The 19616-nt window shown below is 71.5% G+C and carries 18 protein-coding genes; 17 read left to right on the top strand and 1 reads right to left on the bottom strand.

Annotation, left to right across the window (positions count from 1 at the left end; all coding sequences use genetic code 11):
* The first annotated feature begins 198 nt into the window (after positions 1-198).
* The 16 genes from H5U26_RS05580 (at position 199) to H5U26_RS05505 (ending at position 15744) form a co-directional block, all read left to right on the top strand.
* Positions 199-1653, top strand: a complete 1455-nt coding sequence (locus tag H5U26_RS05580; RefSeq protein WP_290617494.1) for a flagellin — start codon at positions 199-201, stop codon at positions 1651-1653.
* Between the two features lie 130 nt (positions 1654-1783).
* On the top strand, positions 1784-2188 hold the full coding sequence (locus H5U26_RS05575) for a flagellar protein FlaG (RefSeq protein ID WP_290617492.1): 405 nt from the start codon (positions 1784-1786) through the stop codon (positions 2186-2188).
* 4 nt (positions 2189-2192) lie between these two features.
* The gene (fliD, locus tag H5U26_RS05570; RefSeq protein WP_290617490.1) at positions 2193-3608 is read left to right on the top strand and encodes a flagellar filament capping protein FliD; all 1416 of its coding nucleotides are present in this window, start codon (positions 2193-2195) and stop codon (positions 3606-3608) included.
* 35 nt (positions 3609-3643) lie between these two features.
* Positions 3644-4057: a flagellar export chaperone FliS gene (gene fliS, locus H5U26_RS05565; protein WP_290617488.1), complete on the top strand. Its 414-nt coding sequence runs from the start codon at positions 3644-3646 to the stop codon at positions 4055-4057.
* Positions 4057-4368 (top strand): flagellar protein FliT, encoded by a 312-nt coding sequence (fliT, locus tag H5U26_RS05560; protein ID WP_290617486.1) that lies wholly within the window; start codon positions 4057-4059, stop codon positions 4366-4368. Before fliS ends, fliT begins: the two co-directional genes overlap by 1 nt.
* A 90-nt stretch (positions 4369-4458) precedes the next feature.
* On the top strand, positions 4459-4998 hold the full coding sequence (locus tag H5U26_RS05555; protein WP_290617484.1) for a PilZ domain-containing protein: 540 nt from the start codon (positions 4459-4461) through the stop codon (positions 4996-4998).
* Between the two features lie 146 nt (positions 4999-5144).
* A complete protein-coding gene (locus H5U26_RS05550; protein ID WP_290617482.1) occupies positions 5145-6575 on the top strand; it encodes a sigma-54 dependent transcriptional regulator in 1431 nt (476 codons plus the stop codon).
* A gap of 127 nt (positions 6576-6702) precedes the next feature.
* Positions 6703-7521 carry a HAMP domain-containing sensor histidine kinase gene (locus H5U26_RS05545; protein WP_290617480.1) on the top strand — a complete coding sequence of 273 codons (819 nt, stop codon included), beginning with the start codon at positions 6703-6705 and terminating at the stop codon, positions 7519-7521.
* Positions 7522-7524: 3 nt separating this feature from the next.
* Entirely contained in the window at positions 7525-8889 is a 1365-nt protein-coding gene (locus H5U26_RS05540) for a sigma-54 dependent transcriptional regulator (RefSeq protein ID WP_290617478.1), read from the top strand.
* 4 nt (positions 8890-8893) lie between these two features.
* A complete protein-coding gene (fliE, locus tag H5U26_RS05535; RefSeq protein ID WP_290617476.1) occupies positions 8894-9220 on the top strand; it encodes a flagellar hook-basal body complex protein FliE in 327 nt (108 codons plus the stop codon).
* A 28-nt stretch (positions 9221-9248) separates the two neighbouring features.
* Positions 9249-10940, top strand: coding sequence for a flagellar basal-body MS-ring/collar protein FliF (gene fliF / locus H5U26_RS05530; protein ID WP_290617474.1), 1692 nt, complete (start codon positions 9249-9251; stop codon positions 10938-10940).
* A complete protein-coding gene (fliG, locus tag H5U26_RS05525; RefSeq protein ID WP_290617472.1) occupies positions 10933-11937 on the top strand; it encodes a flagellar motor switch protein FliG in 1005 nt (334 codons plus the stop codon). Before fliF ends, fliG begins: the two co-directional genes overlap by 8 nt.
* Positions 11918-12520, top strand: a complete 603-nt coding sequence (locus H5U26_RS05520) for a flagellar assembly protein FliH (protein WP_290617470.1) — start codon at positions 11918-11920, stop codon at positions 12518-12520. Before fliG ends, H5U26_RS05520 begins: the two co-directional genes overlap by 20 nt.
* Positions 12517-13863 carry a FliI/YscN family ATPase gene (locus tag H5U26_RS05515; RefSeq protein ID WP_290617468.1) on the top strand — a complete coding sequence of 449 codons (1347 nt, stop codon included), beginning with the start codon at positions 12517-12519 and terminating at the stop codon, positions 13861-13863. The genes H5U26_RS05520 and H5U26_RS05515 overlap by 4 nt, the downstream gene beginning before the upstream one ends.
* Entirely contained in the window at positions 13860-14288 is a 429-nt protein-coding gene (gene fliJ, locus H5U26_RS05510; RefSeq protein WP_290617466.1) for a flagellar export protein FliJ, read from the top strand. The genes H5U26_RS05515 and fliJ overlap by 4 nt, the downstream gene beginning before the upstream one ends.
* 136 nt (positions 14289-14424) lie before the next feature.
* Positions 14425-15744, top strand: a complete 1320-nt coding sequence (locus tag H5U26_RS05505) for a flagellar hook-length control protein FliK (protein WP_290617464.1) — start codon at positions 14425-14427, stop codon at positions 15742-15744.
* A gap of 93 nt (positions 15745-15837) precedes the next feature.
* Here the strand turns inward: H5U26_RS05505 and H5U26_RS05500 are convergent, their stop codons facing one another.
* Entirely contained in the window at positions 15838-16959 is a 1122-nt protein-coding gene (locus H5U26_RS05500; protein ID WP_290617462.1) for a fatty acid desaturase, read from the bottom strand.
* A gap of 123 nt (positions 16960-17082) precedes the next feature.
* On the opposite strand from H5U26_RS05500, the gene hrpB reads away from it, so the two are divergent.
* The gene (hrpB, locus tag H5U26_RS05495; RefSeq protein WP_290617460.1) at positions 17083-19572 is read left to right on the top strand and encodes an ATP-dependent helicase HrpB; all 2490 of its coding nucleotides are present in this window, start codon (positions 17083-17085) and stop codon (positions 19570-19572) included.
* Positions 19573-19616: the final 44 nt, after the last annotated feature.

Below are 19616 nucleotides of genomic sequence, written 5' to 3'. Positions count from 1 at the left end.
TCGTTGTGAGGCCGCTGCGGAGTCACGCGCACGCCTGCTGATGCCTGCTTAAAAAATTTGCAGGCCGCCGCTCAAGCTTCCTGTTAGCCCCGCCGATACACAGCCCGGAAGCGGAGCCTGTCTCCGGGTTCCTGGAACAGGCCCGACACCCCGTGGGGGCACGGCCCAGGTAAGGCAACTCAACAGTGGAGCATTCCCATGCCGCAAGTAGTTAACAGCAATATCGATGCCCTGAACACGCAGCGGAACCTGAACCGCAGCCAGGGTGACCTGTCGATTTCCCTGCAGCGCCTGTCGTCGGGCCTGCGTATCAACAGCGCCAAGGACGACGCCGCCGGTCTGGCCATCAGCGACCGCATGACGGCGCAGATTCGCGGTCTGAACCAGGCGGTGCGCAATGCCAATGACGGTATTTCCATCGCCCAGGTGGCGGAAGGCGCCCTCGGTGAGGTGACCAACGCCTTGCAGCGCATGCGCGAGCTGGCGGTCCAGTCGGCCAACGACACCAACAGCGCCACCGACCGCGCCTCGCTGCAGAAGGAGGTGTCCGCGCTGTCGGCGGAAATCTCGCGCATCGCCACGCAGACGCAGTTCAACGGCAAGAACGTGCTGGACGGTTCGTTTGCCAACGGCGTGTTCCAGGTCGGAGCCTATGCGGGCCAGACCATCAGCTTCGGCATTGGCAGCGCCAAGGCGAGCGACATCGGTTCGCACCTGGCCTCGAGCAATGCCAACGTCGGCGGGACTCTGACCGCAGCCGCCGATGTTTCGGGCGGGAACAACGTTGCCGCGCAAAATCTGACCGTGTCCGGCACGACCGGAACGGCGTCCGTGGCCGTGGCTGCCGACGCTACGGCGCGGGACATCGCTGCCGGCGTGAACGGCGCCAGCGCCACCACTGGCGTTACCGCCACTGCGCGTACCGAGGCCACCATCGCCTCGCTGGGTGCCGCCGGCACTGTGACGATGACCCTGTTCGGCTCGAATACGACGGGCGTAGCCATCTCGGCCAACGTGGTGAGCACCAGCGACCTGGGTGCTCTGGCAGAGGCCATCAATGCCAAGACATCCACGACCGGGATTACCGCCGAGCTGTCGGCCGACAAGGCGTCGATCAAAATGGTCAGCGCCGAGGGGTACGACATCAAGGTGCAGGATTTCGACAATTCGGCAGCGACCAAGACCGTGAGCCTGGCCGGCGTGACCCTGACCGGCGCCACCGCCACCGACAGTCTTGTCGTTGGCGGCAAGGTGTCGTTCAACGCGTCGACCGTGTTCAGTGTCACCACCGATACCGGTACCACGGTGCTTTCGGGGACCACTGTGCCCAGCTCCCTGTCTTCGGTTGGCAGCGCGAGCGTCGCCACTCAGACCGGTGCCAGTGATGCGCTGGCGGTGTTCGATGGCGCGCTGGCCTTCGTCGACGACCTGCGCGCCGCGCTGGGTGCGGTGCAGAACCGCTTCAGCTCGGTGGTTGCCAGCAGTCAGGCCACGGCGGAGAACGTCTCGGCGGCCCGCTCGCGCATCCAGGACGCCGACTTCGCGGCCGAGACGGCCAACCTGTCGCGCGCGCAGATCCTGCAGCAGGCCGGTACGGCGATGTTGGCGCAGGCCAACCAGCAGTCGCAGAACGTGCTCTCGCTGCTGCGGTAACGGTGAGCGCGCCAAGCGCGAACGTCAAACGGGAGGCGGGTCGGGGCACAGCTCCGACCCGCCCTTTCGCCTGTCCGCGGGGTTCACGCTCCCGAGGCAGGCAAGAGCATGACATGCGAGGGATGCCCCCATGGACGTGAATTTCGATCCAGGTATGCGCCCGCCGGTGACAGTGCCGACCACTGCGGTGGCCCAGATCGCCGCGTCGGCCGCGCAGCAGGTGGCGGCGCCGGTGCAAGCCGGCCTGGGCCGGCAGCAGTCATTCGGTCGGGACGAGCCTGGTGCCGACCCGCACGCGCCGCAGCCGGCGGATCTGGGCGAAGCGGTGGCGCGCTTGCAGGACCACGTACAGACGCTGCATCGGGAGCTGCATTTCCGGGTCGACGAAGTCACCGGCCAGACCGTGGTACGGGTGGTGGATGTCGATACCGGCGAGCTGGTGCGCCAGATGCCGAGCCAGGAAGCGCTCGATACCTTGCAGACCATAGAAACCCTGCAAGCCGGCAGCGGCCTGCTGCTGCGCGAGCAGGCGTAAGACCATGCCGACGTTGGTTTCGGGCGGTATCGGCTCCGGCCTTGATGTGGGCGGCCTGGTATCACGATTGATCGAGGCCGAGCGCACGCCGACCGAAACCCGCCTGGCGGTGCAGGAGGCCGGTCTGCAGGCCAAGCTGTCCGGCTTTGGCCTGCTGCGCGGCGCGCTCGACAAGCTCAAATCGGCCCTGGACGGGCTGAATTCGGCGACCCTGCTGAGCGCCACCCGGGCGAGCTCGAGCGACGACACGCAGATCATCGCCAGCGCTGACGCTACCGCCAGCACCGGCAGCTATGCGGTCGAGGTGTCGGCGCTGGCCAAGGCGCAAAAGCTCGCATCGGGTGCCTTTGCCGGTGCCGACACGGTGGTCGGCACCGGCACGCTGACGCTGTCCCTGGCCGGCAAAAGCGCCAGCATCACCATCGACGACAGCAACAAGACCCTGGCCGGCATCCGCGACGCCATCAACGCTGCCCGTACAACCGACGGCCAGCCGCTGGGTGTGTCCGCCACGCTGGTGACCAGCACCGGCGGCGTCGAACCGGCCGGAACCTACCTGGTGCTGACCTCCGCCAAGACCGGCCAGGCCAGCACCATCAGCCTGACCCAGGCCGGCGGCGACGGCGGGCTGGCGGCGCTGCAGTACCAGACCGGCGGGCCCGCCAACGGGCTGACCGAAAAGGAGCCGCCCGGCGACGCGATCGTCAAGATCGACGGCTTCACCTACCAGAGCGCAGGCAACACGGTCAGCGGCGCCGTCACCGGCGTGACCCTGACCCTGAAGGCAACCACCACGGCGCCAGTGACGCTGACCGTCGCCGCCGACACCGGCGGCGTCAAGCCCAAGTTGCAGGCGCTGGTGGATGCCTACAACGGCCTGCGCGCCGTGCTCAAGGAGCAGGGCGGTTACGACGCCGCCGCCAAGAAGGGCGGTGTGCTGATCGGCGACCCGGCCTTGCGCGGCGTGGAGCAGCAGCTGCGCCGGGTGCTCGCCGATCCGGTGCCGGGTGCCAGCGGGGCGGCAAAATTGGCTGGCGACATCGGCCTGTCCGTGGACGGCAGCGGCACGCTCAAGCTCGACAGCGCAAAGTTCGACGCCCTGCTCAGCGGCGACCGCGGCGCGCTGGCCGGCGTGTTGCAGGGCGACGATGGCCTGGTCGCGCGTCTGTCGGGCGTGGTGGACGGGTATCTGAGTACCTCCGGCGGCATCATCAAGGCCCGCACCGATGGTCTGAACCGGCGTTTGAGCGACATCGGCGACCAGCGCGACGACCTGACGGCGCGCCTCGATGGGCTGCAGAAGCGCTATCTGGCGCAGTTCAACGCGCTCGACGGACTGCTGGCGCAGATTCAATCCACCGGAAATTTCCTCACCCAGCAACTTGCCTCTTTACCCGGCGTCGGATCGGCCGATAAGTAGGCCAACACAGGCCACTTACCCGGAGATTCGCCGTGATGTCCCAGTCTCGCGCAGCCCTGAAGCACTACGCCGCCGTGCAGGTGCAGTCCAGCGTCACCGAGGCGACGCCGCATCGCCTGACCGCCCTGTTGTTCGACGGCGCCCTGGAGCGCATCGCGCGTGCCAAGGGCCATCTGCAGCGCGGCGAGCTGGCGCGCAAGGGCGAGCTGATTTCGGCGGTGGTGGCCATCGTCGGCGAGCTGGCCGGCAGCCTGCATCGCGACGCGGCACCGGATTTGGTGGATCGTCTGTCGGCCCTGTATGACTACATTCTGCGGCGCCTGATCGAGGCCAACGCCGCCAATCGGGTGGAGCCGCTGAACGAAGCCGGGCGCCTGCTGGGCACGCTGGCCGAGGCCTGGCAGGCCATCGACCCGGACCGGCCGGCGCCGCTGGCGGCCAACGGCTGATGGACGAGCGCTTCCTGAGCACGGCCCTGGAACTGACCGCCGCCATGATCGCGGCGGCGGATGCCGGCGCCTGGGACACCACCGCCGAACTGGCCCGACAGCGCCAAGCCTGCCTGGAAACGGCACTGGCCGGCGATGCCTGGCGCCTGCGGCCGCCGGTGATCGAGGCGCTGCGCTCGATGCTGGCTGCCGACCGGGCGCTGAACGAGCGCGCGGCGCGCGCGCGTCAGGAAACCGCCGCCGCACTGCAGGAACTGCGCGGTGGCCGCCGCATGCAGGGTGCTTACGCCGCGCAGGCCGCGGCCGGCTGACCGCCGGGCGCCTGGAGGGGCCGCGGGCCGCTTGCGCATGGCAAAGTGCGCTGCCTTGGCGGCCGCGAACGGTTCAGGAGGAAGCAAGGCATGGACACGGATGCAGTCGATCCCCTGGCCGGCGGCCTCAGTCTGGCCGACAGCCTGGTGCTGGTGTGGCAGCCGCTGGCGGCCTTGCCGGACGCCGACGGGCTGGCCGATGCCAACCGTAACGCCGCCGCGCTGCTGGCGCTGCTGGGCAATCTCGACGAGCCGCCCCCGCCACTGGACGACGCCCCGCAGCTGGCAGCGCATTTGCAGCGCCTGGATCAGAAGCTGGACCTGCTGCTGGGCCTGATCGGCCGCTGGCACAAGCGCGAACTGGAACTGCCGGACCCGCAACCGGCGCGCCTGGGGCTGCGCGGCGTGCTCTGGCAGGCTGCGCTGCCGGCCGGGCCGGGACGGATCAGCATCTATTTGCATGCGGCGCTGCCTAGCGCGCTGGAATTGCCGGCCACGCTGCTGCCACTGGGCGATGGCAAGGTGCTGGCCGAGTTTCACGGTCTGGACGCGTCGGCCAGGGACGCTCTGGAGAGCTACCTGTTTCGCCGTCATCGGCGGGCGGTGGCGCAGGCCAAACGCCCAGCCTGAGCGCCGCCGTTCAAGGTCGCCTGATTGCCGGATTCTTGACACTGCCTGATTGCGTTTGCACCATGCCCGCGCTGTGACGCTTTCGCCTCGCTGTGGCATGTGCTCGCCGGGCACTGCGACCGGGCATCGAACGGGAATTCCCTGGCATGGTCCGCGACAGTCTGCTGCTGGCTCCGCACCCTCACGACATTTTCCCGGCGCCCGACGTACTGCTGCAGTTCCTGGGTTATCAGGTGGTGCCAGCGGCCGATCTGGCCGGGTTGCCGTCCGAAGCGGCGCCGCTGGCGTTGATGCTGTTCCAGGCCGGTCCGCGCGAGGCGGCCCTGGCCCTGCTGGATGCCTGCCGGGCGCGCTGGCCGCGGCTGGTGGTGGTGCTGGCGGTGCCCGGCGGCCAGACTGCGGACGCCGACTGGCAGACCGCGCTGGGGCGGTCGCTGGTCGCCAGCGTGGCGCTGCCGTTGCAGTTTGGCGAACTGTCGGCGGCGCTGGACCGGGCGCGTTTCGTGCGTGACCGGGCCGGCGCCGGCCACAACGCGAGCCTGGTCTACCGGCTGGTCGGCCGTGGCCACGCCATGGAGCGCGTGCAGTACCTGATCGAGCGCGTTGCGCGTACGGACTCGAACGTGCTGATCCTGGGCGAGTCGGGCACCGGCAAGGAGGTCGTGGCGCGCAACATCCATTTCCAGTCGGCGCGCGCCAACAAGCCGTTCGTGCCGGTCAACTGCGGCGCCATCCCGGCGGACCTGCTCGAAAGCGAACTGTTCGGGCACGAGAAGGGCGCCTTCACCGGCGCCATCAGCGCCCGCCAGGGGCGTTTCGAGGCGGCCGAGGGCGGCACGCTGTTCCTGGACGAGATCGGCGACATGAGCCTGCCGATGCAGGTCAAGCTGCTGCGCGTGCTGCAGGAGCGCGTGTTCGAACGCGTCGGCAGCAACCGCAGCATCAGCGCTGACGTGCGCATCATTGCCGCCACGCACCGCGACCTGGAAGCCGGCATCCGCGAGGGCAGCTTTCGCGAGGATCTCTATTACCGCCTGAACGTGTTTCCGATCGAGCTGCCGCCGCTGCGCGAGCGGCGCGAGGACATCCCGGCCCTGGTCGAGGAACTGTCGGCCCGCATCGGGCGCGAGAAGGGCATCAACGTGCGAATCGGGCGGGACGCGCTGGCGGTGCTGGCGGGCTACCCCTGGCCGGGCAACGTGCGCGAACTGGCCAACGTCATCGAGCGCATGGCCATCATGCACGGCGACGGTCCGGTCGCTGCCGGCGACCTGCCGGCGCGGCTGCGCCAGGCGGCGGACAGCGCGGCGGGCACCGTGGCCGGCGGCGAATCGGACCTGCCCCTGCCGACCTTCGTGCCGCCGCCGGAGGGCGCCGCCGCGCGCCTGCCGGCGGCCGGCATCAACCTCAAGGATTACCTCGAAGACCTGGAACGCAACTACATCGCGCAGGCACTGGCCGAGGCCAACGACGTGGTGGCGCACGCCGCCGAACTGCTGAACATGCGCCGCACGACGCTGGTGGAGAAGATGCGCAAGTACGGCCTGCAGCGGGCGGGTTTCGCGTCGGATGTTTGACGCTCGCGCCGATGATCGTTTTCAACTGATTGAATAACAAATAAAAAATAATCTGGTACGGCGGTTGCTTTAGGTCCGGTCGACCGGCCCCGATCCCCTGGGGCGCACTGATCAGGACGCACCGACCATGCCGGCCTTGCCGATCGTCGATTCCGCTCGCGATGCCGCCGCGCTCGATCATCTGTCGGGCACGCTGGGCGATTCCTACCGCCAGCTCGAACGGCGTCTCGACGTCCTGCAGCAGGAGCTGGCCACGCAGCGGCCGCTGGCGGTTCTCGGCCAGATGACCGCCGGGCTGGCCCATCAGGTACGCACGCCGCTGGCAACCGCGCTGGTCTACGCCTGCCATCTGCGCGATGGGGCGCTGGATGCCGACAGTCAGGCGCGCTTTGCCGAGCGCCTGGTCGAGCGCCTGCGCCAGCTCGAACGCCTGGTGGCGGACATGCTGGCCTACGCCCACGGCGCCGATGCCGGTACGCAGGCATTTTCCCTGGCCGAACTGGTGCTCGCCCTGGATGCCACCGTGCAACCGCAGTGCCCGCCCGGCGTGCAGCTGCGCCTGCCGCAGCGGGACACCACCCTGCGCCTGACCGGCAGTATCGAGAACCTGAGTGGCGCGCTGGCCAACCTGTGTCTGAACGCCTTCGAGGCTGGCGCCCGGCAGGTCACCGTCGAGCGCCTGCCGGCGCCGCTCGGACAGCTGCGGCTGGCCATCAGCGACGACGGGCCCGGCATTGCGCCGGCCCTGCGCGGGCGGGTGTTCGAGCCCTTCGTGTCGGGTCGGCCGGGCGGCACCGGCCTGGGCCTGGCGGTGGCGCGGGGCGTGATCGAGCGTCACCACGGCACGCTGCGGCTGGCCGAATCGGGGCCCGGCTGCCGGTTCGAGATCGCGCTGCCGTGCCACGTTATGGGCCGCCAGGCGGCGCGCGCGGCGCTTGAGGCCTGAGCCATGACGCACGCCGCGGTGATGGTGGTGGAGGACGACCCGGCGCTGCGCGAGGCGCTGTGCGACACGCTCGATCTGGCCGGCTACCGCAGCCTGCCGGCGGCCGATGGCCAGGCGGCGCTGGCGCTGCTCGAGCGCGAGCGCCCGGCGCTGGTGGTCAGCGACGTGCAGATGCAACCGATGGACGGCAACGCGTTGCTGCACGCCCTGCGCCGGCAGCGGCCAGACCTGCCGGTGGTGCTGATGACCGCGTTTGGCACCATCCGCAGCGCCGTGCAGGCGGTGCGCGACGGCGCCGTCGAGTATCTGGCCAAGCCCTTCGAGCCGGCGACGCTGGTCAGTCTGATCGGCCAGCTGCTGCCCCGGCAGGGCGACAGCGGCGACGAGCCTGTCGCCGAGGATCCGCGCTCGCGCGAGCTGCTGGCGCTGGCGGCGCGGGTGGCGCACAGCGAGGTCAGCGTGCTGCTGACCGGCGAGTCGGGCACCGGCAAGGAGGTGCTGGCGCGCTACATCCACCGGCATTCGGCGCGCCGTGGCGGGCCGTTCGTGGCCATCAACTGCGCCGCGATTCCCGAGAACATGCTCGAAGCGGTCCTGTTCGGCTACGAGAAGGGCGCCTTCACCGGCGCCACCGGCGCCCACGCCGGCAAGTTCGAACAGGCGCACGGCGGCAGCCTGCTGCTGGACGAAATCTCCGAGATGCCGATCGGCCTGCAGGCCAAGCTGCTGCGGGTGCTGCAGGAGCGCGAGGTCGAGCGCCTGGGCGGCAAGCAGGCGATCGCGCTGGACGTGCGCGTGCTGGCCACCAGCAACCGCGACCTGGCCGCCGAAGTCGCCGCCGGGCGCTTTCGCGAGGACCTCTACTACCGCCTGGCGGTGTTCCCGCTGCACATCCCGCCGCTGCGCGAGCGGCCGGCGGACATCCTGCCGCTGGCCCGCCGCCTGCTGGCGCGCCACTGGCGGCGCCCGACGCCGGCGCCGGTGCTGGCCGATGCCGCCGCCAGCGCGCTGGTCGGTTATCCCTGGCCGGGCAACGTGCGCGAGCTGGACAACATGATCCAGCGCGCGCTGATTCTGGCCGACGCCGGCGCCATCGAGGCCGCGCACCTGGTCGGCGGGCCGGCAGCGTTGGCCGACGGGCAGGCGGCACTGGCCAACGAGCCGACCGCGGTCGGCGATCTGGACCGCGACCTGCGCAGCCGCGAGGCGCAGCTGATCCTGGGCGCGCTGCGCGCCAGCGGCGGCCGCCGGGCGCAGGCAGCGGCGCAGCTTGGCATCAGCGAACGCACGCTGCGCTACAAGCTGTCGCAGCTGCGCGAGGCCGGCTTCGAGGTGCCCGCCGCGGGTGCCGCACGGGACGAGGACTGAAGCGATGTCGGACATGCACATCAACGCCGTGCTGGGCCAGATCCGCGCCCTGCGCGAACAGATCGACCACCCGGCGGCCAAGGCGCCGACGCCCACCGACGGCGCCAAGGAAAGTTTTGGCGCCGTGCTGGGCCAGTTCGTCAGTCAGGTCAACGAGGCGCAGGCAGCGTCCACGGACCTTGCCGCCCGCTTCGAGCAGGGCGACGAGAAGGTCAGCCTGGCGCAGGTGATGGTCGCCAGCCAGAAATCGAACGTGTCCTTCCAGGCCGTTGTGCAGGTGCGAAACAAGCTCCTGTCGGCCTACCAGGACGTCATGAACATGCAGATCTGAGCGGATTTCAGGGGGGAACTGAACCACCATGGCCGAGTCGACTCCCAGCCTGCCCGCCGGCAGCCCGGCGGCGCTGATCCAGGGCTTCATCAAGCTGCCGGCCTCGCGCCAGGCGGTGCTGCTGGTGGCGCTGGCCGCCTGCATCGCCAGCGTCATCGGCATCGTGCTGTGGGCGCGCACGCCCGACTACAGCCTGCTGTACGGCAGCCTGGAGGAGCGCGACGCCGCGCAGGTGGTGGCGGCGCTCGAGAAAGCCGCCATTCCCTACCGCCTGGATGCCGCCACTGGCGCGCTGCGCGTGCCGTCCACGGCGGTGCACGAGGCGCGCCTGAAGCTGGCCGCCGAAGGCCTGCCCAAGGGCAGCGGCAGTGGGCTCGAGATGCTCAGCCAGGATCCGGGCTTTGGCGTCAGCCGCTTCATGGAGAACGCCCGCTATCAGCACGCCGTGGAGGGCGAACTGGCGCGCACCATCGGCGCCATGGACGGCGTGCAGCAGGTGCGCGTGCATCTGGCCATCCCGGAGCGTTCGGTGTTCGTGCGCGACCGCGACAAACCGACCGCGTCGGTCATGCTGCAGCTGTACCGTGGACGCACGGTGGACGACGCTCAGGTGGCGGCCATCGTGCACCTGGTGTCCTCCAGCGTGCCGGACTTGGCCGCCTCGCGCGTCACGGTGGTCGACCAGGCCGGCGCGCTGCTGACCCGGCCGGCCGGCCAGGCCGGTCTGAACCAGTCCGGCGAGCATTACGACTATGCCCGTCGCCTGGAGCAGGACTATGTGCGGCGCATCGAGGACCTGTTGGCGGCGGTGGTGGGGCCGGGCGGCGTGCGTGCCAAGGTCAGCGCCGAGGTCGATTTCGAGGTCACCGAACGCACCCGCGAGGAATACCAGCCCGATCGCGCCGTGCTGCGCAGCTCGCAGGAAGAATCGACCGAAAGCGCCGCCGCCGGTGCGGCCAGCGGCGGCGTGCCCGGCACGCTCAGCAACCAGCCGCCGCAGGGCGGCAGCCTGGCGCCCGAGGCCGCTCCGGTGCCGGCGGTCGCGGGCGCGGCCACGGCTGCGGCAAGCGGCGCCGCGGCTGGCGGGGCGCCCGCAACGCCGGCTGCCGCCGCGCCGACGCCCAAGGAACGCAGCAGCCGCTCGGTGCGCAATTTCGAGATCGATCGCACCGTCAGCCACAGCAAGCTGGCCGGCGGCGGCGTCAAGCGTCTGACGGTAGCGGTGGTGGTGGACGACCGCCTGGCCAGCGGTGCCGATGGCAAGCAGACGCGCCAGCCGCGCAGCCAGGAGGAGCTCGATCGCTACACCGCGCTGGTACGCGACGCGGTGGGCTTCAACGCCGAGCGCGGCGACAGCATCAACGTCATCAACGCGGCCTTCGTGCCGGGCGAGCCGACGCCGCCCGTGGCAAGCACCCCGGTGTGGGAGCAATCCTGGCTGTGGCAGGCCGTCCGCTTGCTGCTCGGCGCGGGCGCACTGGCGGCGGTGCTGCTGGGCGTGCTGCGGCCCATGCTGCGCAGCGTGCGCCAGGCCGGCGCCGCCGTCATCGCCCAGACCGGCCCGGCCACGACCCCGGCCCTGGAGCAGACCGGCGAGCTGTCGCCCGCCCCGCAGCGTCTGGCGGCGCCGGCCGGCCCGCCGCCCCTGCCGGACCTGCACGAACAGGACCCGCAGCGGGTGATGCAGGTGATGCGCAACTGGATGGCCGCCGATGCCTGAGCCGACCAAGCTCAGCGGCGTCGAGCGCTCGGCGATCCTGATCCTGGCGCTGGGCGAGCGCAAGGCCGCCGACGTGCTGCGCCAGATGGAGCCCAAGGAGGTGCAGCGCATCGGCGCCGCCATGACGCGCCTGGGCGCGATCAGCCGCGACCAGATCAACGCCGTGCTGGCCGAGTTCGGGATGGCCGTTCAGAGCGACAGCATGCTCACGGTCGGCGTCGAGGATTACCTGCGCAACGTCATGGTCAGCGCGCTGGGCGAGCACAAGGCGCGCGGCATCCTGGACCGGGTGCTGGAACGCGACGACGACACGCTGGGCAACCTCAAGTGGATGGACCCGAAGGCCATCGCCGCCGTGCTCAAGGACGAACACCCGCAGGTCACCGCTCTGGCACTGGCCTCCATGGAGCCGGATCAGGCCGCCCAGGTGCTGCCGCTGCTGCCGGCCGACCAGCGCACCGACATCGTGACCCGCATCGCCACGCTGGACGAGCTGCAACCGGGGGCGCTCAGCGAGGTGCGGGCCATCCTGGAACAGCACTTCTACCGCAACGTCAGCGTCAAGTCGGCACGGGTCGGCGGGGTCAAGGTGGCCGCCGGCATCGTCGGCCGGCTCGATCCGGCGCTGGGCAACGGCGTGCTGGAGGAACTGCGCGAGGCCGACGAGGAACTCGAACAGCAGATACAGGACAACCTGATCCTGTTCGAGAGCCTGGCCGATGTCGACGACAAGGGCCTGCAGGCGCTGCTGCGCGAGACCACTTCGGAGGTCCTGCTGGTGGCGCTCAAGGGCGCCGACCAGGTGATCCGGGATCGTTTCTTCAAGAACATGTCCAAGCGCGCCGGTGAGATGCTGCGCGACGACATGCAGCTGCGCGGCCCGGTGCGCCTGGCGGAAGTGGAGGCGGCGCAAAAGGAAATGCTGGCCGCCGCCCGCCGCCTGGCGGAAGCGGGCACCATCCGGCTGGGCAAGGCCAGTGGCGACTTCGTCGAGTAAGCCCTTCCAGCGCTGGCAGGCGGTCAGTCCGCGGGCCATCGAGGCAGGCGATCCGCTGCTGGAGCAGGCGCGGGCGCAGGCCCGCGACGCCGGTCATGCGCAAGGTTACGCCGCCGGCCTGGAGCAGGGCCTGGCCGAAGGCCGGCAACGTGCCGCCGAGCAACTGGCAGGCGATGCGGCCCGCTTGGCGGCCGTGCTCGACAGCCTGGCGGCGCCGCTGGCCAGCCTGGAGCAGGAGCTGCTCGACAGCATGCTGCAGCTGGCCTGCGCCCTGGCGCGGCAGGTGGTGCGCCGCGAGCTGACCGCGGTACCGGCGCGCATCGGCGAGCTGGTGCGCGAGGGCGTGGCGGCGCTGCCGCCTGCGGCGCGCCAGATCAGCGTGCACCTGAACCCGCTGGATCTGGACCTGGTGCGCACCATGGCGCCGCGTGGCCGCAACGACGCCCGCTGGGAACTGGTGGCCGATGCCAGCCTGTCGCGCGGCGGCTGTCGCATCAGCACCGAATCGTCGGAGGTGGACCTGACGCTGGAAACGCGCCTGACGGAGGTGTTCGGCCGCCTGCTGGAGGGCGGCGCGGCATGAGCGCGGCCCTGCAGCAGCGTCTGGCGCAGCGGTTGAAAAGCCGCATCGACGACCTCGGCACGCCGCCATCGGTGCAGGTCGAGGGCAAGCTCACGCGCATGGTCGGGCTGACGCTGGAGGCGATCGGACTGCCGGCGGTCATCGGCAGCCGCTGCCTGGTGCGCCAGCCGGGTCAGGCGGATGTGGAGGCCGAGGTGGTCGGTTTCTCGGGCGATTTCATGTCGCTGATGCCGATCGATCCGGTGCAGGGCCTGGGGCCGACGGCGCGCGTGCTGCCGCTGCGTCACGGCGCCCTGGCGCCGGTCGGGCCGGGCTTGCTCGGCCGCGTGCTGGACGGCGCCGGCCGGCCGCTGGACGGCAAGGGGCCGATCCGTGCCGAGCGGCACGTGCCGCTCGCCGGCACGCCGCAAAACCCGCTCGGCCGCCCGCCGATTCGCGAGCCGCTGGATGTCGGCGTGCGCAGCATCAACTCATTGCTCACGGTCGGCCGCGGCCAGCGTCTGGGCTTGTTCGCCGGCAGCGGCGTCGGCAAGAGCGTGCTGCTGGGCATGATGACCCGCTACACGGCTGCCGACGTGACCGTGGTCGGCCTGATCGGCGAGCGCGGCCGGGAGGTCAACGAGTTCGTCACGTCGATCCTGGGCGCCGAGGGCCTCAAGCGCGCCGTCGTGGTCACCGCGCCGGCCGACACCACCGCCCTGCAGCGCCTGCAGGGCGCCATGCTGGCCACGGCCATCGCCGAATACTTCCGCGACCGGGGCCTGAATGTGCTGCTGCTGGTGGACTCCCTGACCCGCGTCGCCCATGCCCAGCGCGAGATCGCCCTGTCGGTCGGCGAGCCGCCGGCCACCAAGGGCTACCCGCCGTCGGTGTTCGCGCGCCTGCCGGCGCTGATCGAACGCGCCGGCACGGCGCCCGGCGGCGGCTCGATCACCGCCTTCTACACCGTGCTCACGGAAGGCGACGACCCGAACGATCCCATCGCCGACTCGGCGCGGGCCATCCTGGACGGGCACATCCTGCTCAGCCGCGACATCGCCGAGACCGGCCTGTACCCGGCCATCGACATGGAGTCCTCGGTCAGCCGCCTGATGGTGGAGCTGGCCAGCCCGCAGCAGCTGGCGGCGGCGCGGCGCTTTCGCCAGCTGTATTCGACCTATAGGCAAAACCGCGATCTGGTGGCCGTCGGTGCCTATCAGGCCGGCGCCGATCCGCTGCTGGACGAGGCGATTGCCCGCCAGCCGCAGTTGCTGGATTTTCTGCGTCAGGACCTGCGCCAGGGCGTTGATCATGCGACCAGTGTGGCTGGCCTCGACGCGCTGTTTGCCGGGGCCGGCGCATGAAGCGCGCGGCGCGCCTGCAGCCGGTGTTGCAACGCCTGCTCGAAGCGGAGCGCCAGGCCCGGCAGCGCCTGGTCGCCTGCGAGACGGATTGGGCCACGCAGCGCGCGCGCCTGGCCGATCTGCACCGCTACGCCGGCGAGTACCGGCAGCGCACGCAGGTCGGTGCGGTGTCGGTGGCGACGCTGCGCGACCACCAGCAGTTCGTCGGGCGTCTGGAACACCTGGCCCTGAATCAGGAGCGCGCCGTGGCCGCCGCCGAGCAGGCCTGCGCCCGGGCGCGCGAGGAACTGCAGCGCCGCCAGCGCCGCAGCGAGGGTCTGCGCCGGCTGATCGGGCGCTACCAGGCGCAGGCCCTGCAGGCGGCCGAGCGGCGCGAGCAGCGCGCCCTGGACGACTGGGTCAGCAGCCGGCCCAGGGCCGGCTGAGGCGAGTGCATGGCGTCGGTCGGCCGACCGTGACGGCAGTTGGCCCGGACCGTGCAATGCAGATGTACAGAACCCCGATGCGGCACGGCGTCGTTCGGGCGTACGGGTGGGCGAGTTTTTGCAGGAGCATGCAGCGGTGGATGCAGTCAGTACCGTATCGACCGGCGTGGCCACAGGCGCCGCGCCGCCCGTCGATAGCGACGCCCAGGCGCCAGCGGCCGGTTTTCCGGCTGCCCTCGGCCAGGCGTTGGCCCAGCCGGCGGTCGCCGCCGACGGCAACGGCTCGCCGCCTGTCGGCGGCCAGACGTTGCCGGTCCCGCCGGTAGTGACCGGCGCGGCAGCGGAGGCGATCACGCCCGCGGCGGCGCCTGCCGCGGCCGATGGATTGCCGCTGCCCGCCGCCGCGCAGCCGCCCGGCGCCGTGGCGGCGGTCGTGGACGCGCTCGGCGACATTGCGCGCGGGCAGAAGGCTGCGCCCGCGGCGGCCCCATCGGGCGCCTCGCAGCCTGCAACGGCGGCGTCGAGCGATCCGGTGGCGATACCGGTCGCGGCCTGCGGCGCGCTGCAGGCGACGGACGCCGGTGAAGGGCAGGGCGCGGATGCCGAGGCGGCGACGGTCATCGCCGCCCAGGTGCCGGATGGTGCTCCGGGCGCGCCGCGCCGCGCGGTGACCGCAGACCCGGCCGATCCGGCCGCCGCCGGCCCGTTGCCGCCCGGCCTGCTCCTGAGCGCCGCGCCCATCGCCGGCGCGGTTGCCAATGCGCATGCCGCCGCGGCGGATGCTGGCCATGGCCGGCAGGCAGCCCTGGCGGGGCAGGTGGGCGAGCAGGCGGCGGCGTCCGCGATGACGCCGGCCGTTGCTGCCGGGCTGCAGGTCGCCATGGCGGAGCAGGGCCCCGGCCTGGCAAATGAATCGGCACCGGTCGGCACCCTGCCGGGCAACGAGCTTGCCGCGGCCGTGCAGCTCGCCGGTCGGCCGGGTGCGACGGCGGCGCCCGCCGGACCACCGGTAGAACTGCCGATGGCGGCCTCGCCCGGCAGCCCGCAGTTCAGTCAGGAACTGGGCGAGCGCCTGCTGTGGCTGGTGCGCGAGGGCGTGCACGAGGCGCGCCTGCAGCTGAATCCGCGCGAGCTGGGCCCGATCGAGGTGCGCGTCGGCGTCAGCGACGGCGCCGCACAGCTCAGCTTCAGCGCCCAGCACGCCGGCACCGCCGCCGCGGTGCAGCAATCGCTGCCTCAGCTGCGTGAAATGCTCGCCCAGCAGGGCCTGCAACTGGGTCAGGCGGACGTGTCCCAGCAGCAGGCCGGTGCCGGCCAGCAGACGCCGCAGCAGGGCACCTCGCAGCAGGCAGCAGGTGAGGCCCGCGGTTCGGCGGCGGGCATGGGGCTGGGTGGGCCGGTCATTGGCGAGCGCGTGCGCGTGATCGGTCGCGGCCTGGTGGACGCCTACGCCTGAGGATGCGCCGACGTATTCGGCGCTTCCCCAATCGAACAAAAAAAACCCGGCGCGGGTGTGACCAGGGCCGGGTTTTTTGTCTGCCGGAGCGGCTCAGTGTGCCGCGGCGGTCTGGGCGTCGGTGACCGTCTCTCCCAGCCAGTCCGGCCAGCCGGCGCGGCGGTTGGCCTCGCGCGCCAGGGCGCGCTCCTCGGCGTTGGCGTGGTTCATGTCCCAGTCCTTCAGGCGCGGCTGGATCATGCGGTTCCAGATCGGCGGGAAGAAGGCCGCGATGCCCCACAGCAGGATGTTGCGCATCTGCGGGCCGTTCGGGCGCGGTTTGAGCGCGTAGTACGGCCGGTCCGGATCCTGGTGATGCTGGACGTGGTTGGTGATCTCCAGGCCCAGAATGCGCGTGACCGCCGACAGGTGGTTCCAGGTGTGGCGGTCCTCGATCGGCTGGCCGGGCACCCGCAGCAGGCCGAAGTGCTGCAGGTAGTTGAGCGCCTCGCCCAGGATGCGGCCACCGATCATGGCCGCCAGCTGCACCAGCAGCGCCGGCACACCGCCGGCCCAGTACATCACCGCCAGCACGCCCGCGGTCAGCGCCAGGCCCTGGACGATCTGACTTTTCCAGTGCCACAGGCCGAGGCCCTGGGCGGCCAGGCGGCGGCGCTCGTAGGCGAATTCGTCCCGCGTGTTGCCCCAGATGCAGCGCGGCACGAAGCGGTACACCGACTCGCCGCGGCGGGCGGTGTCGAAATCGCGCTCGGTGTCGAAATACAGGTGGTGCGTGACCGTGTGCGAGATGTCGCGGTTGGGCGCGCCGATGATGCCGAAGCCGAGCTTGCCGATGAAGGCGGCAGCCGGGTTGTGGCGGTGCATCAGCTCGTGGGCGGCGCCGACGTTGGCGCCAAGGCCCACCCAGATCAGCGCCGCGGCACTGGCGATCCACGGCTGCACGGCGCCCAGCGCCGGATCGAAGCCGACATGCGCCCGCCAGCCAAACGCCGCGAAGGTGCCCAGCACCAGCAGCATCTGCACGTAGATCACCAGGTCGGCCAGTGCGCCGTTGCTGATGTTGCGCGGCGCGTAGTCCTGCGGTGACAGGGCATCGGCGATCAGCAGCAGCGGCAGCGTGGCGATGCCCAGCCATACCCACTGGTCGCCCAGCAGAAAGCCGGCGATGGCCGCCAGCGGCAGCAGGCAGTTGAGGTAATAACGCAGGTAATCCATGACCTTGTCTCCAGCCTCTTGGTGCATGTGGGGGTGCCGATCAATCCTGATCGATCGTTCGGGAATGTGCGCGAGCGCAACCGCCGTGTCAATCGCCGCGCAGGCGATTGTTAGCATGGCCGGATGTCCGGTCCCCAACTGCCCATCGACGAAGCCCTGCCGGCGCTGCGCGCGGCGCTGCAGAACCACCCGGCGGTGGTGCTGGAGGCGCCGCCGGGCGCCGGCAAGACCACGCGCGTGCCGCTCGACCTGCTGCAGGCGCCGTGGCTCGGGGATCAGAAAATCCTGCTGCTGGAGCCGCGCCGCCTGGCCGCGCGCGCCGCGGCACGGCGCATGGCAAGCCTCGTCGGCGAGGCGGAAGGCCAGACCGTCGGCTACCGCACGCGCCTGGACAGTCGGGTGTCGGCTGCCACGCGCATCGAGGTCATCACCGAGGGCATCCTGACGCGCCTGTTGCAGGCCGACCCGGCGCTCAGCGGCGTCGGGCTGGTCATCTTCGACGAGTACCACGAGCGCAGCCTGCAGGCCGACCTGGGTCTGGCGCTGTGTTTGCAGGCGCAGGCGCTGCTGCGGCCGCAGCTGCGGCTGCTGGTGATGAGCGCCACGCTGGACGGCGCCGCCGTGGCCGACCTGCTCGGCGGGGCGCCGCGCGTCAGCAGCGCCGGGCGCAGTTTTCCGGTGAGCGTGCGCTACCTGCCGGGCGACGGGCCGCTCGAAGGGCGGCTGGTGGCGGCCATCCGCCGCGCGCTGGTCGAGGAAACCGGCAGCCTGCTGGTGTTCCTGCCCGGCACGCCGGAAATCCGTCGCCTGGCTGCCCAACTGGACCGCGCCGACCTGCCGGCCGACGTGCGCGTGTGCCCGCTGTATGCCGGGCTGGATGCGGCGGCGCAGGATGCCGCCATCGCCGCGCCGCCGGCCGGCGCGCGCAAGATCGTGCTGGCCACCAGCATCGCCGAGAGCAGCCTCACCATCGACGGCATCGGCGTGGTGATCGACGCCGGCCTGAGCCGTCACACGCGCTTCAACCCGCGCACCGGCATGGATGGCCTGGTCACAGTGCCGGTGTCGCGGGCGGCGGCCGAGCAGCGGGCCGGCCGCGCCGGGCGGCTTGGGCCGGGCGTGTGTTTTCGGTTGTGGAGCGAGGCCGAGCACGGCCGCCTGCCTGCATACGCCGCGCCCGAAATCGCCGTGGCAGACCTGGCCCCGCTGGCGCTCGAACTGGCCCTGTGGGGCGTGCGCGATCCGGCAGAACTGGCGTGGCTGACGCCGCCGCCGGCGCCGCACCTGGCCCAGGCGCGGCAGTTGCTGCAGGCGCTGGGCGCCCTGGATGGCGACCACGCGATCACCCCGCACGGCCGCGCCATGGCCGGGCTCGGCCTGCCGCCGCGGCTGGCGCACCTGCTGCTGGCCGGCGCCAGCGCCGATGCCTGCCTGCTGGCGGCGCTGCTGGCCGAGCGCGACATCCTGCGCCGCACGCCGGGGCAGGCGCTGGCGGTGGACATAGAGCTGCGCCTCGCGGCGCTGCGCAGCGGACGCGCCGCTGGCGATGTGGACCGCGCGGCCTTCGATGCCGTGCTGCATCTGGCGCGGCGCCTGCAAAAAGGGCTTCAACGGAGCCTGTCGGCGGCGACCGGCGAGCCACAAAGCTGCGGTGTCCTGCTGGCGCTGGCTTTTCCGGACCGCATCGCCCAGCGCCGGGCGCGCGGCAGCTACCGCCTGGCGAGCGGTCGCGGTGCGACGCTGGACGTCGCCGACGCGCTGGCCGGAGCAGACTTTCTGGTGGTGGCGGAACTGGATGACGTCGGCGACAACGCGCGCATTCGCCTGGCCGCCACCATTGGGCGCAGCGAAATCGACGCGGTTTGCGCGCCGCTGATCCAGTCCGCCGAGGAAGTGCGCTTCGATCTCGCCAGCGGCGCAGTGGTGGCGCGGCGGGTGCAGCGCCTGGGCGCCCTGGTGCTGGCAGACGAGCCGTTGCCGCAGCCTTCGGCCGCGGCCATTGCCGGGGCGCTGCTGGAGGCCATCGCCCGCCGCGGCGTGGCCGCCCTGCCGTGGAGCGATGCCGACGGGCAACTGCGGGCGCGGGTGGCGCTGATGCGCAGCCTTGAGCCCGAGACCGGCTGGCCGGACCTGTCCGACGCGGCCCTGCAGGCGGGTCTTGCCGACTGGCTGGGTCCGTACCTGCCCGGCCTGCGGCGGCTGGACGATCTTGCCGACGGGCGGCTGCGAACGGCGCTGTCGGGCCTGCTCGATCACGCACAGGCCCGGCGTCTGGACGCCGAACTGCCCCGCGAGATCACCGTCAACAACCGCCCGCGCGCCATCGACTACGCGGCCGACACGGCCGTGCTGGCGGTGCGCCTGCAGGACCTGTTCGGCCAGCAGGACACCCCGCGCCTGGCCGGCGGGCGGCTGTCGCTGGTGCTGCACCTGCTCTCGCCGGCCGGCCGGCCGCTGGCGGTAACCGCCGACCTGGCCGGCTTCTGGCGCGGCGCCTACGCCGAGGTGCGCAAGCAGATGCGCGGACGCTATCCCAAGCACCCGTGGCCGGAGGATCCGCTGCACGCGACGCCGCCGGCGCCGCGCGCAGCCCGGCGGGACATCACCCGCTGAGGTGGCGGCGTGTCGGTGCGAACAGTCCTTCGGGTACCTTGTGC

The sequence above is a fragment of the Immundisolibacter sp. genome (genome assembly GCF_014359565.1).
GTDB lineage: Bacteria > Pseudomonadota > Gammaproteobacteria > Immundisolibacterales > Immundisolibacteraceae > Immundisolibacter.
This window is presented reverse-complemented; position numbering and strand designations above follow the sequence as displayed.

Bases quoted from the DNA above. Each gene is read 5' to 3' on its own strand.
- H5U26_RS05550 (WP_290617482.1), top strand. From the start codon at position 5,145: ATGGTCCGCGACAGTCTGCTGCTGGCTCCGCACCCTCACGACATTTTC.
- H5U26_RS05575 (WP_290617492.1), top strand. From the start codon at position 1,784: ATGGACGTGAATTTCGATCCAGGTATGCGCCCGCCGGTGACAGTGCCG.
- H5U26_RS05580 (WP_290617494.1), top strand. From the start codon at position 199: ATGCCGCAAGTAGTTAACAGCAATATCGATGCCCTGAACACGCAGCGG.
- fliE (WP_290617476.1), top strand. From the start codon at position 8,894: ATGTCGGACATGCACATCAACGCCGTGCTGGGCCAGATCCGCGCCCTG.
- fliF (WP_290617474.1), top strand. From the start codon at position 9,249: ATGGCCGAGTCGACTCCCAGCCTGCCCGCCGGCAGCCCGGCGGCGCTG.
- hrpB (WP_290617460.1), top strand. From the start codon at position 17,083: ATGTCCGGTCCCCAACTGCCCATCGACGAAGCCCTGCCGGCGCTGCGC.
- H5U26_RS05500 (WP_290617462.1), bottom strand. From the start codon at position 16,959: ATGGATTACCTGCGTTATTACCTCAACTGCCTGCTGCCGCTGGCGGCC.
- fliS (WP_290617488.1), top strand. From the start codon at position 3,644: ATGTCCCAGTCTCGCGCAGCCCTGAAGCACTACGCCGCCGTGCAGGTG.
- H5U26_RS05555 (WP_290617484.1), top strand. From the start codon at position 4,459: ATGGACACGGATGCAGTCGATCCCCTGGCCGGCGGCCTCAGTCTGGCC.
- H5U26_RS05515 (WP_290617468.1), top strand. From the start codon at position 12,517: ATGAGCGCGGCCCTGCAGCAGCGTCTGGCGCAGCGGTTGAAAAGCCGC.
- H5U26_RS05540 (WP_290617478.1), top strand. From the start codon at position 7,525: ATGACGCACGCCGCGGTGATGGTGGTGGAGGACGACCCGGCGCTGCGC.
- fliD (WP_290617490.1), top strand. From the start codon at position 2,193: ATGCCGACGTTGGTTTCGGGCGGTATCGGCTCCGGCCTTGATGTGGGC.
- fliT (WP_290617486.1), top strand. From the start codon at position 4,057: ATGGACGAGCGCTTCCTGAGCACGGCCCTGGAACTGACCGCCGCCATG.
- fliJ (WP_290617466.1), top strand. From the start codon at position 13,860: ATGAAGCGCGCGGCGCGCCTGCAGCCGGTGTTGCAACGCCTGCTCGAA.
- fliG (WP_290617472.1), top strand. From the start codon at position 10,933: ATGCCTGAGCCGACCAAGCTCAGCGGCGTCGAGCGCTCGGCGATCCTG.
- H5U26_RS05545 (WP_290617480.1), top strand. From the start codon at position 6,703: ATGCCGGCCTTGCCGATCGTCGATTCCGCTCGCGATGCCGCCGCGCTC.